Genomic DNA, 20,270 nt, shown 5'->3' with positions numbered 1-20,270 from the left:
TAAATTAAACCCCTAATAATGATGAATGACTAAAAAACTAATAAAATATCATTAGTCATATATTGCAAAATAAAAAGCACCCTTCTAGAATCCGGTGAAAATATCCCTACTTCATGGACTGAAATTGTGAATATCTCGCCGACTCTCCGTATTATCCCGCTCGCCGCACTTTTATTAGTGGGCTGTAGCAATACCTCTTCTCGCCAGCAGGTAAAACCGATCACCACGCCGCTCACATCACAGCAGCAGGCTGAGCAGGAGCGAGCGGCCAGCGAACAGGAGCGTATTGAGTCCTGCCGAAAGGCGCTGGATTCACTTAAAGAGGTGAACCCACAGCAGGCAACTAAACTCAGCAATGAGTTCAATGCCCTGGTGCGTTCGGCATCGCAATACAACAATGTGCGCGATAAAGTGGCCGATCCCACCCGACTGGGCATTGACTCCATGTATCAGTTTAAATCCATCAAACTGTGTTCCGATATCCAGAAAACGCTGATCGATACCCTGGTACAGCGTGGTGAAAACAAACTGCCATGAACAAACCCGCCACGCTGACCCCTAAAGCACCACTGCTGATGCTCGTCGCGGCGCTGGCGCTTTCAACCTCATTCTACGCCGGTGCTACGCCGGCTTTTCTCGATTACGCCCAGCAGCAAACTCAGCAAGCTCAAGCGCAAGAAGAGAAAAGCTCTGCGGCCACAGCAAAGCAAGCGTCAGACGCTCGCCAGAACGCGGACAATAAAAAAACGACGGCCAATAACGCACAGTTGCAAAAAAGAATCGCCAGCCAACAGGCAACGATTGCGCAAAAAGATAAAATTATCCAACAATTAAAAAAACAGCTTACCGCCACACCAGCCACGGAAACATCCATTGCGAATGAGCAAGCGGCGTTAAATAATAAAATAAAGCAATTACAGCTCGCTTTAACCGCCGCCACGGCGGAAAATGAGACGTTAATTAAAAAGGAAGTCGTTGCCCGGAATAATACTCTGCAACAGAGCCAGGCTGCCGCACTTAAGCAGATCCAACAATTAACGTCGCAGCTTCAGAGCGTCGAAGCGGAAAATAAACGGCTCAGCACCAGCCTCACCACGCTGAATACAGATAAACAAACGCTGACCTCCCGGCTGGCCGCCGCGGAAAAAGCACAACAGACCGCACTCGGCCAGCTCACCGCCCTCGACACAGACAAGCAGACACTCACCGCCCGGCTGATGGCTGCGGAAAAAGAGAAACAGGCCGCCCTCGACCAGGCCAAAGCCCTTAACGCCGACAAACAGCCGCTGGCCACCCGACTGGCCGTGGTGGAAAAAGAGAAGCTGGCTGCCCTCGAGCAGGTTAAAGCGCTGACCACCGATAAGCAGTCGCTGACTATCCGGCTCGCCGCTGCGGAGAAGGCACAGCAGGCCGCCCTCGACCAGGCCAAAACACTGAACGCTGATAAACAGCCGCTGGCCAGCCGACTGGCCGCGGCGGAAAAAGAGAAGCTGTCCGCCCTCGACCAGGTCAAAGCGCTGACCACCGATAAGCAGTCGCTGACTATCCGGCTCGACGCCGCGGAGAAAACACAGCAGGCCGCTCTCGACCAGGTCAAGGCGCTAAACGCCGACAAGCAGTCGTTAACCGCCCGGTTGGCCGCCGCGGAAAAAGCGCCAACAACCCGCCCTGACACCGCTGCAGCGCCAAAAAATGAGCCGCCGGAAATGGCGGCGGTTGTTGCAGCCTACCGCCTGCAGGCGGATAAAGACAACGCCCAGCTACGGATGAAAGAAGATGAAATCCAACTGCTAAGAACACAGCTTTCTGTACAGTCCAAAACGCGCAGCGGCGAGAGCGCCGCCGCCAAACTCAGCGCATCGGGAGAACAGCAGGCTTATGCGATCGGCGCCTCGATGGGAGCAGAAGCCCTTAACGTTCTCACCACCCGTCGCACTCAGGGAATTACCGTCGACGCCGGGCTGGTGCTGCGGGGTATCGAAGATGCTTTTAGCGGCCAGCTTCGTCTCGGAGAACAGGAGCGTAACAAGGCGCTGTTTGACGTCTCGCAGCAGGTTTTCCAGAACCTGAATAAAATCGAGCAGAAAAACATCAGTGCCGGTAAGAAATATCAGCAGGCGTTTGCGCGCAAAAAAGATGTTGTCTTCAAAGATGGCGTCTACAGTCGCGTCGATTATCCGGGCAAAGGAACAATAAGCGGTAACGATCTGGTCACCGTAGTAATCAAAGAGATGCTGACGGACGGGACAGTGATCAACGATATGGAAGCGAAAGATCAGGCGCTCACCCAGAAGCTGGATGCCTATCCCCCGGTGTTTCGCGGCCCGCTGCAACGCCTGCAGAACCATGGCTCCTTGACGCTGGTCGTCCCGCCCGAAAAAGCCTATGGCAGTAAAGGATTACCGCCGAAAATCCCGCCAGGCGCCACCATGGTTTATTCCGTGCGGATAGTAGATAGCCAACCCGCACCGGCGAAATAACCCTCCCCCCACCGCTCTCCCCGGGCGGTGGCGGTTATTCCTGCCGCATTGCTGCAATAACCGCCGTGCATCCTCATCTATAGTTGTCTATGATGTTGCACTCGTTTTACGGGTGTAACAGATGTTAACGAAGGAGGAGCCTCACCGTGGCCGATAATCCACTGTGGCATGAAACGCTGCATGACCATTTTGGTCAGTACTTTAGCGTTGATAACGTGCTGTACCACGAAAAAACCGATCATCAGGATTTGATCATCTTCGACAACCGCGCCTTTGGCCGGGTGATGGCGCTGGATGGCGTCGTGCAAACCACCGAACGCGATGAGTTTATCTATCACGAAATGATGACCCACGTGCCGCTGCTGGCCCACGGCAACGCGAAGCATGTCCTGATCATCGGCGGCGGCGACGGCGCGATGCTGCGCGAAGTCTCTCGTCACCGTAGCATCGAAACCATCACCATGGTGGAAATCGATGCCGGGGTGGTCTCATTCTGCCGTCAGTACCTGCCCAACCATAGCGCCGGGGCCTACGACGATCCGCGCTTCACGCTGGTGATTGATGATGGCGTCAATTTTGTTAACCAGACGACGCAAACGTTTGACGTGATCATTTCGGACTGTACCGACCCTATCGGTCCGGGCGAAAGCCTGTTCACCTCGGCTTTTTATGAAGGCTGCAAACGCTGCCTGAACCCGGGGGGCGTGTTCGTTGCGCAAAACGGCGTTTGTTTCCTGCAGCAGGACGAAGCGGTCGGTAGCCACCGCAAACTGAGCCACTATTTTCGCGACGTCAGCTTCTACCAGGCGGCCATCCCAACCTATTACGGCGGGATCATGACTTTTGCCTGGGCGAGCGACAACGAGGCGTTGCGCCATCTCTCCAGCGAAATCATTCAGGCGCGCTTTCACAAAGCCAACCTGACCTGCCGTTACTACAATCCGGCAATCCATACGGCGGCCTTCGCCTTACCACAATATCTGCATGATGCTCTGTCCGCACCGTGACGCGAAGTAAGGGGGTGAACTAAATTGAAAAAATTGAAGCTGCATGGCTTTAACAACCTGACCAAAAGCCTGAGTTTTTGTATCTACGATATCTGTTACGCCAAAACGGCAGAGGAGCGTGACGGCTACATCGCTTATATCGACGAACTCTATAATGCCAATCGCCTGACGGAGATCCTGACAGAAACCTGTTCTATTATTGGCGCCAATATCCTGAATATCGCCCGCCAGGATTATGAACCCCAGGGCGCCAGCGTGACCATTCTGGTCAGCGAAGAGCCTGTCGATCCCAAGCTTATCGACCAGACCGAACATCCAGGTCCGTTACCGGAAACCGTGGTCGCCCATCTCGATAAGAGCCATATCTGCGTGCATACCTACCCGGAGAGCCATCCGGAAGGTGGACTGTGCACCTTCCGCGCCGATATCGAAGTCTCTACCTGCGGGGTCATTTCTCCGCTTAAAGCGCTGAACTATCTGATCCACCAGCTGGAATCGGACATTGTGACCATTGACTACCGCGTGCGCGGCTTTACCCGCGATATCAATGGGATGAAGCATTTTATCGATCATGAAATCAATTCGATTCAGAACTTTATGTCCGATGACATTAAGTCGTTGTATGACATGGTCGATGTGAACGTTTATCAGGAAAATATCTTCCATACCAAAATGTTGCTCAAGGAGTTCGACCTTAAGCACTACATGTTCCATACCCGACCGGAAGAATTGACCGCCGAAGAGCGCAAGGTCATTACCGACCTGCTGTGGAAAGAGATGCGCGAGATTTACTACGGCCGCAATATTCCTGCCGTGTAATATTGGAAATGCCCGGCGGCGCTTGCGCTTGCCGGGCCTGGGATTCTGCGCCGCCTGGTCGCCCGGGTAAGGCACCAGCCGCTACCCGGGGATTTCCCCTGCTCACGCTACGCTTAGCAGGGCTACGCTCTTGCGCTACCCGACATAAAAGGCGTCATTAACGCTGCTGCATAAATTCACGATAAGCGGCAACGACCTGCAGGAAATCCTCCACGCCGCAGAGAGAGAGACTTTCTTCGTCGTAGTAGCTCATCCCCTCCTCGATTTCGTCGCCGGAAAACTCCAGCTGATTGGCGCGGATCATCACCTCTTCGCCATCCAGCCACAACGTATATTCATGGCCAGCCCGCTGCCAGGAACGTTCACTGCCCTTCACGGTGCGTGCAGCCTGCTCCACTTCATCAAGCAGGGCAAGATTGTCTTTCACCTCTTCGTTGAACCAGTGGCCAATCGCCTCGTGATCCATCGACATTCGCACCTTTACCACTCCGGTAATATCGCGCAGAAATTCGTAGTCCATAGTCTTTTCCTCTGCAAGGGCAATGCGTCACCGCTGCACTGTACCCATGCAGTAATTATCGCAGCAGACAGAAAGAAAAAAAGCGTAACGGGCAGGAGGTTTGGAAATAAAAATGCCCGGTGATGCAATGTTCACCGGGCATTGGGGAGTTTATCGCCAAACGGTCAGCCGGGCTGACCGAATGGTTTTACACCGCGGTCTGGAAGATCACGCCGTCAGCTTTTTCAGTGTACTGATCCAGCTGGTTAAAGTTCAGATAACGGTAGGTATCTTCCGCTGTCTTATCCACCTGCGCCACGAAGGTCTGGTACTCTTCCGGCGTCGGCAATTTGCCGAGCAGAGAAGCCACCGCTGCCAGCTCGGCAGAGGCCAGATAGACGTTAGCGCCGGTACCTAAACGGTTCGGGAAGTTACGGGTGGAGGTGGAGACCACCGTCGCACCGTCGGCCACGCGAGCCTGGTTACCCATACACAGGGAACAGCCAGGGATTTCGATACGCGCCCCGCTCTTACCAAACACGCTGTAGTAGCCTTCTTCGGTCAGCTGCGCGGCGTCCATACGGGTTGGCGGCGCCACCCACAGGCGAGTCGGCAGCTGGCCTTTGTGGCTGTCCAGCAGCTTACCGGCGGCACGGAAGTGGCCGATGTTGGTCATGCAGGAACCGATGAACACTTCGTCGATCTTCTCGCCCTGCACGTCAGACAGCAGACGGGCATCGTCCGGATCGTTCGGCGCGCACAGGATTGGCTCTTTGATATCCGCCAGATCGATGTCGATCACTGCCGCGTATTCCGCGTCAGCGTCGGCTTCCAGCAGCTGCGGATCCGCCAGCCATTTTTCCATGCCCTGGATACGGCGTTCCAGCGTACGGCGGTCGCCGTAGCCTTCGGCGATCATCCACTTCAGCAGGACGATGTTGGAGTTCAGGTACTCAACGATCGGCTCTTTGTTCAGCTTGATGGTGCAACCGGCAGCAGAACGCTCAGCGGACGCATCGGTCAGTTCAAATGCCTGCTCGACTTTCAGATCCGGCAGACCTTCGATCTCGAGGATGCGACCAGAGAAGATGTTTTTCTTACCTTTCTTCTCAACGGTCAGCAGGCCCTGCTTGATGGCATACAGTGGGATGGCATGAACCAGGTCGCGCAGGGTGATACCCGGCTGCATTTTCCCTTTGAAGCGCACCAGCACCGATTCCGGCATATCCAACGGCATCACGCCGGTCGCAGCGGCGAAGGCCACCAGACCAGAGCCCGCCGGGAAGGAAATACCGATTGGGAAACGGGTATGGGAGTCGCCGCCGGTACCCACGGTATCCGGCAGCAGCATGCGGTTCAGCCAGGAGTGGATAACGCCATCGCCCGGACGTAGAGAAACACCGCCGCGGTTCATGATGAAGTCCGGCAGGGTATGGTGCGTGGTCACGTCAACCGGCTTCGGATAGGCTGCGGTGTGGCAGAAGGACTGCATCACCAGGTCAGCGGAGAAGCCCAGGCACGCCAGGTCTTTCAGTTCATCACGGGTCATTGGACCGGTGGTGTCCTGAGAACCGACAGAGGTCATTTTCGGCTCGCAGTAGGCGCCCGGACGGATACCGGCAACGCCGCAGGCGCGGCCAACCATTTTCTGCGCCAGAGAGAAGCCGCGGGTGCTTTCCGCCACGTCTTTCGCCTGACGGAAGACGTCGCTGTGCGGCAGCCCCAGCGCTTCGCGCGCTTTGGTGGTCAAGCCGCGGCCGATGATCAGCGGAATACGGCCACCGGCGCGCACTTCGTCGATCAGCACATCGGTTTTCAGCTCGAAGCTGGCCAGCAGTTCGTTGGTTTCGTGATTACGCACTTCGCCTTTGAACGGGTAAACGTCAATCACGTCGCCCATGTTCAGGTTTGACACATCAACTTCGATAGGCAGCGCACCCGCATCTTCCATGGTGTTGAAGAAGATTGGCGCGATTTTGCCGCCCAGGCACAGACCGCCGCCGCGCTTGTTCGGCACGTTCGGGATATCGTCGCCCATAAACCACAGCACCGAGTTGGTCGCGGATTTACGCGAGGAACCCGTACCGACCACGTCGCCGACGTAGGCCAGCGGATAGCCTTTCTGCTGCAGGGCTTCGATTTGTTTAATCGGGCCGACGACGCCCGGCTGGTCCGGATCAATACCTTCGCGGGCGTTTTTCAGCATCGCCAGCGCATGCAGTGGGATATCCGGGCGCGACCAGGCATCCGGCGCCGGAGACAGGTCATCGGTATTGGTTTCGCCGGTGACCTTGAAGACGGTAACGGTGATTTTCTCTGCCAGCTGCGGGCGGTTCAGGAACCACTCAGCGTCAGCCCAGGATTGCATGACCCGTTTAGCGTGCTCGTTACCTGCTTTCGCTTTCTCTTCTACGTCGTAGAAGTTATCGAACATCAGCAGAGTATGAGACAGCGCTTTCGCGGCAATCGGCGCCAGTTTCGCGTCGTCCAGCGCATCGATCAGCGGATGAATGTTGTAACCACCCTGCATGGTGCCCAGCAGTTCAACGGCTTTTTCAGGGGTTACAAGAGGGGAGGTCGCTTCGCCTTTGGCGATCGCGGCAAGGAATCCAGCTTTAACATAGGCGGCTTCGTCGACGCCCGGCGGTACACGGTTAATCAGCAGGTCTAACAGGAATTCTTCTTCGCCCGCAGGCGGGTTTTTCAGCAGTTCTACCAGCGCGGCCATTTGGGTTGCATCTAAGGGTTTGGCAACAATCCCCATGGCGGCACGCTCAGCTACGTGCTTACGGTATTCTTCTAGCACGACGGTTCTCCTCGCTTCTCATTGTCATAATGCGGCCTACACGTCTTCAATCAATCTGCTTCGGTATTGGCAGTTTGCCGCCTTGACGCATCTTGAAGGATTTAGTGGCTGGGCGATTTTCTTCACGCTCCTGTGAGACAGCAGTTTGTAGGGTAAATGCCCGATACCGCGTCGGCAGCATAGCAGGATTTTTGAAAGGTGTTAATCTGTTTACAAAAAAGCAACATTAAAATTTAGCTGAATCGTTAAGGGCAGGATATTGCAGGCTTTCTGTTCAAATCCCGCGACAAAAATTCCTTTCCGCGTACAACTCCCCGGGCCGATCCCAACAATAATCAATAAAAAGCCATACCGCTTACTTATACTCAGCAAACGCGCCGTTTTCGCCGATACTTTAGCGAGATGGGTTACTTTTTGGGTCAGGAGCTTCTATGTCACTGCCGTTCAAACCCCATATCATCGCCCTGCTCTGTAGCGCTGGCTTACTCGCGGCGGCGGGAACACTCTATGTACAAAGCCGAACCCCGACGACGATCGCTGAACCGCCAGCCCAGCCAGCGCCCGCAGCGTCTACGACACAGCCGGTGACCACCACCTACACCCAGGCGCAAATTGATCAGTGGGTCGCGCCCATCGCGCTCTACCCGGACAGTCTGCTGTCGCAGGTGTTGATGGCCTCCACTTATCCCGACAACGTCATGCAGGCGGTACAGTGGTCCCAGGATAACCCCGCGATGAAAGGGGATGCGGCGGTTCAGGCGGTTGCCAGTCAGCCGTGGGATCCCAGCGTCAAATCCCTTGTCGCTTTCCCTGCCCTGCTGGCGATGATGGGCGAAAATCCGCCCTGGGTGGAGAACCTCGGCAATGCGTTTTTGGCCCAGCCGCATGATGTGATGGATTCAGTGCAGCGCCTGCGCACTATTGCCCAGCAGACCGGGACCCTGAAATCCACGCCACAGCAGAAAGTGATTGTCACCCCTGCCGCACCGGTTTCCGCCAGCAGCACGGCAGCAACGTCCACCACCCACTCGGCGGCGCCTGCACCCACGCAGGTCATTAAAATAGAACCGACCAATCCGCAGGTGGTCTATGTTCCCAGCTATAACCCCTCTACCGTCTATGGTACCTGGCCAAACAGCGCCTATCCGCCGGTCTACCTGCCGCCGCCTCCCGGGGAGCAGTTTACCGATAGCTTCGTCAAAGGCTTCGGTTACAGCCTGGGCGTGGCCACTACCTGGGCGCTGTTTAGCAGTATCGACTGGGATGATGATGATGACCACCACCATCACGATGACGACTATCACCACGGCGATTACTCGCATAATGGCGATAACATCAATATTAATATAAATAATTTCAATCATATAACGGGAGAAAACCTGCCGGGCAACCACGTTAACTGGCAGCATAATCCTGCCTATCGCGGTCACACACCGTATCCCGATAATACGGTTGCTCAACGCTTCCATCAGACCAACGTTGCTGGCGGGCTGAGCGCTACCCAACATGCGCCAGTCGATCGCGAAGCGCAGCGCCAGGCAGCGATGACCCAGCTGCAGCATAACGTACCGGCGGCGACAGCGGGCAACCTGGCGGCAAACAACGCCTCACGCGATGCCCAGCGTCAGGCAGCTTCGGCGCAATTGAAACAAGCCACCCAGCGCAGCAACTATCGCGGTTACGACAGCACACCAACCTCGACCCAGCAGCAGCGTCGCGAGGCGGCGAAAACGCAGTTGAAAAATCCCACGCCGCAACAACAGCAGCGTCGGGAAACCGTTAAGAGCCGCGAGCAGAACCTGACACCTCAGCAGCAACAGCATCGGCAGCAGATCCAGTCCGCCACGCCCGCGCAGCGTCAGCAGCAGGTTAGTCATTTACGCGCCAGCGCTCTTAGCGGCAACGAAAGCCGCGCCCCCTCCTGGCAAGCGCAGCAGGAACGGGGACTGCAAAGTCGGCAGTTTTCCGCTGTAAACCGCGAGGAGCGTGGCGGCGCCAGAGAACGTCTTTCCGAACACCATGAACTGCGCCGCCGCTGAGGATGAGCAGAATGAGAAACCTATTACCTATTGCCCTGTTCACATTGATACTGTCACCGTTAGCCGCCTTCGCCCAGCAGCAGTTTTCTACCCCGGAACAGGCCGCGAGCGCGCTGGCTGAGGCGCTCAGCCAGCAAAATGAAGCGGCGCTGAGCAAGGTGCTCGGCGATAACTGGCAGCAATTTTTACCTACCGATGGGATCGACCCCAGCGCCGTCGACCGTTTTCAGCGCGACTGGCAGGTAAAACATGTCATCGTGCAGCAGGGTGATAACGCCTGGCTCGACGTCGGCAGCGAGGCATGGCGGTTGCCGGTGCCTATCGTAAAAACGTCTCAGGGCTGGCGCTTTGATATGGCCGCAGGCGAAGAGGAGATCCTCACCCGCGCCATCGGTCGCAATGAACTGTCAGCGATAGCCGCCATGCACGCTTACGTTGACGCCCAGCAGGATTACTACCAGCTTAATCACCGCTGGGCGCAGAAAATCATCAGCAGTGAAGGCAAAAAAGATGGGTTGTACTGGCCGACGTCGCCGGGTGAGACGCCCAGCCCGCTGGGGCCGGCATTCAGCCCGACGGAGCCCGGCGCCGGTTATCATGGCTATCGTTTCCGCATTATCGCAGGCCGCGATGACCAGGATGCGGCCTTGCTCGCCTGGCCTGTGGAATGGGGTGAAACCGGAGTGATGAGCTTTATGATCGATCTGCACGATACCGTTTATCAGGCTAATCTCGGCGAAGAGAGCGCCGCAAAAGCGCAGGCCATCACGCGCTTTGCCCCCGATGCTGACGCCGGCTGGCAGGTTGTCAAACCATAAAAAAACGCCAGGTTGCCCTCAAGCAACCTGGCGTTTCTATTCGCTTAGCCCTGATGGGGCATCAGAGACGGATCGCCAGCAAAAGTCGGCTTTGTGCTGGATAATGCCGCTTCATCAGCGCTGATGCTTCCGGAGTTCGCCGCCCATACCCCTTCATTCGTCTTCGTCACCTGCTGATGCTGGGCATTCAGATCCTGCCCCATCGCCGCGATATGGGTCGTTTCCGTGCCACCGCTGTTGTCCGCCCAGGGGATGGTGGCGTCAGCCGCGCAGGCCACACCGGATAGGCACGTTGCAGCGACCAGCGCTGCGGTTAAAAAGCGTTTCATCTCACACCTCAACTATATCGTTAACTGCCTATAAGTTTATGGCGTGATTATTTTCAAAGTATGTATGAGGTGTAGCGGTTTATGAACGGAGACATAGTTCTAAACATCAGGCATAAAAAAAGCGGCTCCGGGAGCCGCTTATGCTTTTAGCCTGAAAGAAAAAGTTACTTTTTCTTCGCTTTGGCGTTTGGCAGATCGGTGATGCTGCCTTCGAAGACTTCTGCCGCCAGGCCAACAGACTCGTGCAGAGTCGGGTGAGCATGGATGGTCAGCGCGATGTCTTCAGCGTCGCAGCCCATTTCGATAGCCAGGCCGATCTCACCCAGCAGCTCGCCGCCGTTGGTGCCGACAATCGCGCCGCCGATAACACGGTGGGTCTCTTTGTCGAAGATCAGTTTGGTCATACCGTCTGCGCAGTCGGAAGCGATAGCACGGCCGGAAGCAGCCCACGGGAAGGTGGCGGTTTCGTAGCTGATGCCTTTCTCTTTCGCTTCTTTCTCAGTCAGACCAACCCATGCCACTTCTGGCTCAGTGTAGGCGATGGACGGGATCACTTTCGGATCGAAGTAGTGTTTCAGGCCGGAGATAACTTCTGCGGCAACGTGACCTTCGTGTACGCCTTTGTGCGCCAGCATCGGCTGACCGACGATATCGCCGATAGCAAAGATGTGCGGCACGTTGGTGCGCATTTGTTTGTCAACGCGGATGAAGCCACGATCGTCCACTTCCACGCCCGCTTTACCTGCGTCGAGGTTTTTGCCGTTCGGTACGCGACCGATAGCGACCAGCACGGCGTCGTAACGCTGCGCTTCAGCCGGCGCTTTTTTGCCTTCCATGGAAACGTAAATACCGTCTTCTTTCGCTTCAACGGCAGTCACTTTGGTTTCCAGCATCAGGTTGAATTTCTTGCTGATGCGTTTAGTGAAGACTTTCACCACGTCTTTATCGGCCGCCGGGATAACCTGGTCGAACATTTCAACCACGTCAATCTCTGAACCCAGCGCATGGTATACGGTACCCATTTCCAGACCGATGATACCGCCACCCATGACCAGCATACGTTTCGGTACGGATTTCAGTTCCAGGGCGTCGGTGGAGTCCCATACGCGCGGATCTTCATGCGGGATAAACGGCAGCTGAATCGGACGGGAGCCCGCCGCGATGATGGCGTTGTCGAAGTTGATCACGGTTTTACCGTTTTCGCCTTCCACTTCCAGGGTGTTGGCGCCGGTAAATTTACCCAGACCGTTAACCACTTTCACTTTACGGCCTTTAGCCATGCCAGCCAGGCCGCCGGTCAGCTGAGTGATAACTTTTTCTTTCCAGGTGCGGATCTTGTCAATGTCGGTTTTCGGTTCGCCGAAAACGATGCCGTGTTCGGCCAGCGCTTTCGCTTCTTCGATAACTTTTGCCACGTGCAGCAGCGCTTTAGACGGGATACAACCCACGTTCAGGCAAACGCCACCGAGGGTGCTGTAACGTTCTACGATGACGGTTTCCAGACCTAAATCAGCGCAACGGAAGGCTGCAGAGTAACCTGCGGGGCCTGCCCCAAGTACCACGACCTGAGTTTTGATTTCAGTACTCATCATGACCTCTGTAATTTATATCCGGCGGGTCTGACGCTATTATTCTTACGCCCAAGTCCACCGGGACGTTCTATCCGCGTGTATTTTACAAAATTGTTAACAATTTTTAAACAACAAACGGCAAACGATTTTGTCCTTTGTTGCTGATAATCCCCAACAGCCTGAGGTTATCAGAAAAAAGCCGGCCGTCAGGCCGGCTTTTTCGATTACATCACCAGACGGCGAATGTCGCTCAAGGTGTTGTTAATGATGGTAATGAAGCGGGCACCATCAGCACCGTCGATGACGCGGTGGTCGAAGGACAGAGAGATCGGCATCATCAGACGCGGAACGAACTCTTTACCATTCCATACCGGCTCCATCGCGGACTTAGACACGCCCAGGATGGCCACTTCCGGCGCGTTAACAATCGGCGCGAAGTGGGTAGTGCCCAGGCCGCCGATGCTGGAGATGGTGAAGCAACCGCCCTGCATTTCGCCAGCCGTCAGCTTGCCATCGCGCGCTTTCTTCGAGATGGTGGTCAGTTCACGAGACAGCTCGGTGATGCTCTTCTTATTCACGTCTTTGAAGACCGGAACCACCAGACCGTTCGGGGTATCAACCGCCACACCGATGTTGATGTATTTCTTCAGCGTCAGGCGCTGACCATCTTCGGACAGCGAGCTGTTGAAGCGCGGCATCTGCTCAAGCGCAGCGGCAACGGCTTTCATGATGAAGACCACTGGGGTGAATTTCACGTCCAGTTTACGCTTCTCAGCTTCGGCGTTCTGCTGCTTACGGAACGCTTCCAGATCGGTGATATCGGTTTTGTCGAAGTGGGTAACGTGCGGGATCATCACCCAGTTACGGCTCAGGTTAGCCCCAGAGATTTTCTGGATACGACCCAGTTCCACTTCTTCGATTTCACCAAACTTGCTGAAGTCAACCTTCGGCCATGGCAGCATGCCCGGGATACCGCCGCCAGCGGCAGCCGCCGGTGCGGATTCAGCGCGTTTAACCGCGTCTTTCACATAAGCCTGAACGTCTTCGCGCAGGATACGACCTTTACGGCCGGTGCCTTTCACTTTTGCCAGGTTAACGCCGAACTCGCGCGCCAGGCGGCGAATCAGCGGCGTCGCGTGAACGTAAGCATCGTTTTCAGCGAATTCAGTTTTGCCTTCTGCTTTCGCAGCCGGTGCAGCGGCAGGCTTAGCGGCCTGAGCCGGTGCAGCAGCCGGTGCCGGAGCAGCAGCCTGAGCCGGCGCGGCGGCAGGCGCAGCGCCTTCCACTTCGAAGACCATGATCAGGGAACCGGTTTTGACTTTATCGCCGGTGCTGATTTTGATCTCTTTGACGGTACCTGCGAATGGCGCCGGCACTTCCATAGACGCTTTGTCGCCTTCGACGGTGATCAGGGACTGCTCAGCAGCCACTTTATCGCCGACTTTGACCATCACTTCGGTGACTTCAACTTCGTCGCCGCCGATGTCCGGTACGTTAACGTCTTTCGCACCGCCAGCCGCAGCTGGAGCAGCCGCCGCCGGAGCAGCAGCCTGAGCAGGTGCGGCGGCAGGCGCAGCGCCCGCCACTTCGAAGATCATGATCAGGGAGCCGGTGGACACTTTGTCACCGGTGTTGATTTTGATCTCTTTCACGGTACCCGCGAACGGCGCCGGCACTTCCATAGAGGCTTTATCGCCTTCTACGGTGATCAGGGATTGCTCAGCGGCGATGGTGTCGCCCACTTTAACCATGATCTCGGTGACTTCAACTTCATCGCCGCCGATATCCGGGACGTGAACTTCTTTCGCTGCCGCTGCAGCTGCTGGCGCAGCCGCAGCCGGCGCGGCTTCTTTCTTCTCTTCCTGCGCAGGTGCAGCGGCTGCTGCACCCTCGGCGGAATCGAAAATCATAATCAGTTTGCCAGTCTCGGTTTTGTCGCCGACGGAGACTTTAATCTCTTTCACGACGCCAGCCTGCGGAGACGGGACTTCCATAGAGGCTTTATCGCCTTCTACGGTGATCAGCGACTGTTCAGCTTCTACTTTGTCGCCCACTTTGACCAGGATCTCGGTGATTTCAACTTCATCAGCCCCGATGTCCGGTACTTTGATTTCGATAGCCATTATTCTTTTACCTCTTACGCCAGACGCGGGTTAACTTTTTCTGCATCGATGTCGAATTTCGCGATAGCATCAGCCACCACTTTCTTATCGATTTCACCACGTTTAGCCAGTTCGCCCAGCGCTGCAACGACCACATAGGAAGCATCGACTTCGAAGTGGTGACGCAGGTTTTCACGGCTGTCGGAACGACCGAAGCCATCGGTACCCAGTACGCGGTAATCATCAGCCGGTACGTAAGTACGAACCTGCTCAGCGAACAGTTTCATATAGTCAGTGGATGCCACGGCCGGAGCGTCGTTCATTACCTGAGCGATATACGGCACGCGCGGGGTTTCCAGCGGGTGCAGCATGTTCCAGCGTTCGCAATCCTGGCCATCACGCGCCAGTTCGGTGAAGGAGGTGACGCTATACACGTCAGAGCCCACGCCGTAGTCTTTCGCCAGGATCTGCGCTGCTTCACGAACGTGACGCAGGATAGAACCGGAGCCCAGCAGCTGAACTTTACCTTTGCTACCTTCGATGGTTTCGAGTTTGTAGATACCTTTACGGATACCTTCCTCGGCGCCTTCCGGCATGGCCGGCATGTGGTAGTTTTCGTTCAGCGTAGTGATGTAGTAGTAAACGTTCTCTTGTTTCTCACCGTACATACGCTCCAGGCCATCATGCATGATGACCGCCACTTCGTATGCATAGGACGGATCGTAAGAGATACAGTTCGGGATAGTCAGCGACTGAATATGGCTGTGGCCATCTTCGTGCTGCAGACCTTCGCCGTTCAGCGTTGTACGACCGGAAGTACCACCGATCAGGAAGCCGCGAGCCTGCTGGTCGCCTGCCTGCCAGCACAGGTCGCCGATACGCTGGAACCCGAACATCGAGTAGTAGATGTAGAACGGGATCATCGGCAGGTTGTTGGTGCTGTAAGAGGTCGCCGCAGCCAGCCAGGATGCGCCTGCGCCCAGCTCGTTGATCCCTTCCTGCAGGATCTGGCCTTTCTCGTCTTCTTTGTAGTAGGCAACCTGCTCACGGTCCTGCGGGGTGTACTGCTGGCCGTTCGGGCTGTAAATACCGATCTGACGGAACAGACCTTCCATACCGAAAGTACGCGCTTCGTCGGCGATAATCGGCACGAGGCGGTCTTTGATGGATTTGTTCTTCAGCATCACGTTCAGGGCACGAACGAATGCGATAGTGGTAGAGATCTCTTTATTCTGCTCTTCCAGCAGCGGAGCGAAATCTTCCAGCGTCGGCAGCTCCAGCTTCTCAGAGAAGTTCGGCTGACGGCTCGGCAGATAGCCGTGCAGTTTCTGGCGCTGAGCGTGCAGATAGGTGTGCTCTTCGGAACCTTCCGGGAAGGTGACGTACGGCAGTTTTTCGAGATCGGCATCGGCAACCGGCACGTTGAAACGATCGCGGACGTAACGAACGCCGTCCATGTTCATTTTCTTAACCTGGTGGGCGATGTTCTTACCTTCAGCGGTGTCACCCATGCCGTAACCTTTAATGGTATGGGCGAGGATTACGGTCGCTTTGCCTTTGGTTTCCTGCGCTTTTTTCAGTGCAGCGTAAACTTTCTTCGGATCGTGGCCGCCGCGGTTCAGGGCCCAAATCTGCTCGTCAGTCCAGTCGGCAACCAGCGCCGCAGTCTCCGGATATTTACCGAAGAAGTGCTCGCGCACATATGCGCCGTCTTTGGATTTGAAGGTCTGGTAATCGCCGTCAACGGTTTCTTCCATCAGCTGGATCAGCTTACCGCTGGTGTCTTTACGCAGCAGCTCATCCCAACGACCGCCCCAGATAACCTTGATAACGTTCCAGCCTGCGCCCGCGAAGATGCCTTCCAGTTCGTTGATGATTTTGCCGTTACCCGTTACCGGGCCATCAAGACGCTGCAGGTTACAGTTGATAACGAAGACCAGGTTGTCCAGCTTCTCGCGGGTGGCGATGGTGATCGCACCTTTAGATTCCGGCTCGTCCATCTCACCGTCGCCCAGGAAAGCATAAACGGTTTGTTTGGAGGTGTCTTTCAGACCACGGTGTTCCAGATATTTCAGGAATTTAGCCTGATAAATTGCCCCGATTGGGCCCAGACCCATAGAAACGGTCGGGAACTGCCAGAATTCCGGCATCAGTTTCGGGTGCGGATAAGAGGACAGACCTTTACCGTGAACTTCCTGACGGAAATTGTTCATCTGCTCTTCAGTCAGACGACCTTCCAGGAAAGCACGCGCATACACGCCCGGAGAGATGTGGCCCTGGAAGTACACCAGATCGCCGCCATCCTGCTCGTTGCGTGCGCGGAAGAAGTGGTTGAAGCACACTTCGTAGAAGGTTGCGGAAGACTGGAAGGAAGCCATGTGGCCGCCCAGTTCGAGATCTTTTTTCGATGCGCGCAGAACGGTCATGATCGCGTTCCAGCGGATCGCAGAACGGATACGACGTTCCAGATCCAGATTACCCGGGTATTCCGGTTCATCTTCAACGGCAATAGTGTTGACGTAACCGCCGGTCGATGCGCCAGCAGCCACTTTCACCCCGCCTTTGCGGGCTTCAGAAAGGAGTTGGTCAATAAGATACTGAGCACGCTCAACACCTTCTTCACGGATGACCGATTCGATCGCCTGTAGCCAGTCGCGAGTTTCGATCGGATCCACGTCATTTGGTAAACGTTCTGACATGGGGGGTATTCCTTATCTATCTAATCGTTGATTAATCTGGAACCTGTCCCATTGAACTCTTCGTTCTTCACCTTTGAACAACCAAAAATTCAATAAGACAGGTTCTGCGTTTAGTTGCCGCGCTCTAAAAATGGCGCTTAAGAACCGGAGTTCTCGTCCTTTCGTTGCTGTAAACGACGCAGTGAGCGCTCTCTACGACTCTGCTCACGGCTACGGTCCAGCAAAATTTCCTCAATGAACGCCAGGTGACGGTGCGACGCCTCACGCGCCTGCTCCGGCTCCCCGGCCATTATCGCCTCGAAAATGCGAGTACGATGGTTGCTGACCAACGGGAGCATTTCCCGGCGGGCATACAGCAATTCAAAGTTCTGACGAACGTTTTGTGCCAGCATCGGCTCCATACACCTTAGCAGATGGAGCAAAACCACATTGTGTGCCGCCTCGGTGACGGCGATTTGATACTGGACGACGGCGCCGGACTCAGCGTCCAGATCGCCCGACTGCTGCGCCCGTTCAATGGCCTGATGCAGCTCGCGGATACGATCGCGATCTTCATCATTGCTGCGCAGCGCCGCGTAATAAGCCGCGATGCCTTCCAGCGCGTGACGGGTCTCAAGCAGATCGAATTGGGATTCAGGGTGATCGGACAGCAGCTCGACCAGCGGATCGCTGAAGCTCTGCCACAGGCGGCTCTGAACAAACGTTCCACCTCCCTGACGACGAAGCAACAAGCCCTTGGCTTCGAGGCGTTGAATCGCCTCACGCAGCGAGGGGCGGGAAACGTCGAACTGCTTAGCCAGTTCGCGTTCGGGCGGAAGTTTTTCACCGGGGCGCAAGGTCCCCTCAAGGATCAGAAACTCCAGCTGCTGCTCTATCACATCGGATAATTTTGGTTGGCGGATTTTGCTGTAGGCCATATTCCCTGTCTCTGCCATTAGCCCGGAGTCAATTGGTCTTACCAATTTAAAGTTCGTAGCGCTAAAGTAACAAAGTATTCACCTTCTGTCCATACAGGTTTTGATTGAAATCAGTAAACCGCGGACATTTTAACAACCTTACAGAAATAACATTTCAGAAATGTAACCTTGCACAAATGTTACGTTTACTCACAAAGGGGTAGCGTTAACTTTATGGAAACGAAAAATTACGCTATCTGAACCGATTCAACTGCGCCATAGATGAATAAAAAATCAAATTAACAGAATAAATAACCACTCATGGGTAATGCGATGGAATAATACTGAATGTGTCTATTGATGTCTTTTTAGACACATCGTCATCATCCCTTCATAAAGCAGGTGCATTCGGTCGCGCTTAACACTATTCTCCCTCAGACGAAAGGCCTTTTTTTGAATTACCACACCGCCTTCCGTAAACAAAACAATACAGAAACGGAAGTCGCTAAATACACAAACACAACAATATGTGCGCGCCATCACTCAGGTAAAAAGTGGGCCACTTCGCCCAAATTTTCGCTGGCTATGCTTTCTGGCAGGGACAGCAGAGCAGCAGCAACCTGACGGATGACGTACACAAAAAATAACCACACACGAGGTTTCATATGGAAGGTCAACAGCACGGCGATCGGCTGAAGCGCGGCCTGAAAAACCGCCACATTCAGCTTATCGCGCTGGGCGGGGCTATCGGCACCGGCCTGTTTCTGGGAAGCGCGTCCGTCATTCAGTCCGCCGGCCCGGGTATCATTCTTGGTTACGCGATTGCCGGCTTTATCGCCTTTCTGATCATGCGTCAGTTGGGTGAGATGGTGGTGGAAGAGCCGGTAGCAGGTTCGTTTAGCCACTTCGCATATAAATACTGGGGCGGCTTTGCCGGCTTCGCTTCCGGCTGGAACTACTGGGTGTTGTATGTCCTGGTGGCCATGGCGGAACTCACCGCCGTCGGCAAATATATCCAGTTCTGGTGGCCGGAAATCCCGACCTGGGCCTCGGCGGCGGTCTTCTTCATCGCTATCAACGCCATTAACCTGACCAACGTGAAAGTGTTCGGGGAAATGGAGTTCTGGTTCGCGATTATCAAAGTGGTCGCCGTGGTGGCGATGATTCTGTTCGGCGGCTGGCTGCTGTTCAGCGGCAACGGCGGCCCGCAGGCGACGGTAAGTAACCTGTGGGATCAGGGTGGCTTCCTGCCGCACGGCTTTACCGGACTGGTAATGATGATGGCGATCATCATGTTCTCCTTCGGCGGTCTGGAGCTGGTGGGGATCACCGCGGCGGAAGCGGATAATCCGGAGCAAAGCATTCCGAAAGCCACCAACCAGGTTATCTACCGTATCCTGATCTTCTATGTTGGCTCGCTGGCGGTGCTGCTCTCCCTGCTGCCGTGGACCCGCGTGACCGCGGACACCAGCCCATTCGTCCTGATTTTCCATGAGCTTGGCGATACGCTGGTGGCAAATGCCCTTAACGTCGTGGTGCTGACGGCGGCTCTGTCGGTTTATAACAGCTGCGTCTACTGCAACAGCCGTATGCTGTTCGGCCTTGCCCAGCAGGGTAACGCGCCGAAAGCGCTGCTCAGCGTCGACAAACGCGGCGTGCCGGTGAATACCATCCTCGTCTCGGCCCTGGTGACCGCGCTGTGCGTACTGATCAACTACCTGGCGCCGGAATCCGCCTTCGGCCTGTTGATGGCGCTGGTGGTCTCGGCCCTGGTTATCAACTGGGCGATGATCAGCCTGGCGCATATGAAATTCCGTCGCGCCAAACAGCAGCAGGGGGTCACCACTCGCTTCCCTGCCCTCTTCTACCCGCTGGGTAACTGGGTGTGCCTGCTGTTTATGGCGGCAGTGCTGGTGATTATGCTGATGACCCCGGGGATGGCGATTTCCGTTTGGCTGATCCCGGTATGGATTGCGGTGCTGGGCGTGGGCTATCTGTTTAAACAGAAAGCCGCCGCCACCATAAAAGCACAATAATACATCTCATAAATATTTCTCTTTGCTCTGCGCCCCTCCCTGAATAACGGGCGCAGAGCATTGTTATCTGCTTCACACTTTCCCCTCCATAGCTGATATATCCATATCGTTAACGAGTTCCTGCAACGTATTTCCCTCGATAGCAGCCAATAATTCTCTCCATACTGCA

General features: G+C 55.4%; 14 protein-coding genes. 7 read left to right on the top strand and 7 right to left on the bottom strand.

Features of this window, described 5'->3' with window-relative positions:
- Positions 1-126 precede the first annotated feature (126 nt).
- The 4 genes from N438_RS17230 (at position 127) to speD (ending at position 4,306) form a co-directional block, all read left to right on the top strand.
- A complete protein-coding gene (locus N438_RS17230; protein ID WP_008807403.1) occupies positions 127-537 on the top strand; it encodes a hypothetical protein in 411 nt (136 codons plus the stop codon).
- Between the two features lie 680 nt (positions 538-1,217).
- Complete coding sequence (locus tag N438_RS28260) at positions 1,218-2,480, top strand: FKBP-type peptidyl-prolyl cis-trans isomerase (protein WP_164729025.1); 1,263 nt, start codon at positions 1,218-1,220, stop codon at positions 2,478-2,480.
- 146 nt (positions 2,481-2,626) lie between these two features.
- Positions 2,627-3,487 (top strand): polyamine aminopropyltransferase, encoded by an 861-nt coding sequence (speE, locus tag N438_RS17220; RefSeq protein ID WP_008807405.1) that lies wholly within the window; start codon positions 2,627-2,629, stop codon positions 3,485-3,487.
- Positions 3,488-3,511: 24 nt separating this feature from the next.
- Positions 3,512-4,306: an adenosylmethionine decarboxylase gene (speD, locus tag N438_RS17215; protein WP_008807406.1), complete on the top strand. Its 795-nt coding sequence runs from the start codon at positions 3,512-3,514 to the stop codon at positions 4,304-4,306.
- A 157-nt stretch (positions 4,307-4,463) separates the two neighbouring features.
- On the opposite strand, the gene yacL is transcribed toward speD, so the two are convergent.
- Both yacL and acnB read right to left on the bottom strand, forming a co-directional pair.
- Positions 4,464-4,826: a protein YacL gene (yacL, locus tag N438_RS17210; RefSeq protein WP_004204373.1), complete on the bottom strand. Its 363-nt coding sequence runs from the start codon at positions 4,824-4,826 to the stop codon at positions 4,464-4,466.
- 187 nt (positions 4,827-5,013) lie between these two features.
- The gene (gene acnB, locus N438_RS17205; RefSeq protein WP_008807407.1) at positions 5,014-7,611 is read right to left on the bottom strand and encodes a bifunctional aconitate hydratase 2/2-methylisocitrate dehydratase; all 2,598 of its coding nucleotides are present in this window, start codon (positions 7,609-7,611) and stop codon (positions 5,014-5,016) included.
- Between the two features lie 431 nt (positions 7,612-8,042).
- Here acnB and N438_RS17195 point away from each other — a divergent pair, with 431 nt between their 5' ends.
- Together N438_RS17195 and N438_RS17190 are read left to right on the top strand one after the other, a co-directional pair.
- A complete protein-coding gene (locus N438_RS17195; RefSeq protein WP_039102849.1) occupies positions 8,043-9,650 on the top strand; it encodes a DUF3300 domain-containing protein in 1,608 nt (535 codons plus the stop codon).
- An 11-nt stretch (positions 9,651-9,661) separates the two neighbouring features.
- Positions 9,662-10,468: a DUF2950 family protein gene (locus N438_RS17190; RefSeq protein ID WP_012542842.1), complete on the top strand. Its 807-nt coding sequence runs from the start codon at positions 9,662-9,664 to the stop codon at positions 10,466-10,468.
- A gap of 44 nt (positions 10,469-10,512) precedes the next feature.
- On the opposite strand, the gene N438_RS17185 is transcribed toward N438_RS17190, so the two are convergent.
- The 5 genes from N438_RS17185 to pdhR all read right to left on the bottom strand — a co-directional run bounded on the left by N438_RS17185 (position 10,513) and on the right by pdhR (position 18,086).
- Positions 10,513-10,797 carry a hypothetical protein gene (locus N438_RS17185; RefSeq protein WP_008807410.1) on the bottom strand — a complete coding sequence of 95 codons (285 nt, stop codon included), beginning with the start codon at positions 10,795-10,797 and terminating at the stop codon, positions 10,513-10,515.
- Positions 10,798-10,961: 164 nt separating this feature from the next.
- The gene (lpdA, locus tag N438_RS17180) at positions 10,962-12,386 is read right to left on the bottom strand and encodes a dihydrolipoyl dehydrogenase (protein WP_002888731.1); all 1,425 of its coding nucleotides are present in this window, start codon (positions 12,384-12,386) and stop codon (positions 10,962-10,964) included.
- A gap of 206 nt (positions 12,387-12,592) precedes the next feature.
- On the bottom strand, positions 12,593-14,491 hold the full coding sequence (gene aceF, locus N438_RS17175) for a pyruvate dehydrogenase complex dihydrolipoyllysine-residue acetyltransferase (RefSeq protein WP_032731619.1): 1,899 nt from the start codon (positions 14,489-14,491) through the stop codon (positions 12,593-12,595).
- 14 nt (positions 14,492-14,505) lie between these two features.
- On the bottom strand, positions 14,506-17,169 hold the full coding sequence (aceE, locus tag N438_RS17170; protein WP_008807412.1) for a pyruvate dehydrogenase (acetyl-transferring), homodimeric type: 2,664 nt from the start codon (positions 17,167-17,169) through the stop codon (positions 14,506-14,508).
- Between the two features lie 137 nt (positions 17,170-17,306).
- Positions 17,307-18,086: a pyruvate dehydrogenase complex transcriptional repressor PdhR gene (pdhR, locus tag N438_RS17165; RefSeq protein ID WP_002888699.1), complete on the bottom strand. Its 780-nt coding sequence runs from the start codon at positions 18,084-18,086 to the stop codon at positions 17,307-17,309.
- 644 nt (positions 18,087-18,730) lie between these two features.
- On the opposite strand from pdhR, the gene aroP reads away from it, so the two are divergent.
- A complete protein-coding gene (gene aroP / locus N438_RS17160; RefSeq protein WP_110235830.1) occupies positions 18,731-20,101 on the top strand; it encodes an aromatic amino acid transporter AroP in 1,371 nt (456 codons plus the stop codon).
- Positions 20,102-20,270: the final 169 nt, after the last annotated feature.

The organism is Klebsiella sp. GL120222-02, assembly GCF_003097195.1.
Classification (GTDB): domain Bacteria; phylum Pseudomonadota; class Gammaproteobacteria; order Enterobacterales; family Enterobacteriaceae; genus Klebsiella; species Klebsiella variicola.
Note: the sequence above shows the minus strand (reverse complement) of the source record. Positions and strands in the feature narration are given on the sequence as shown.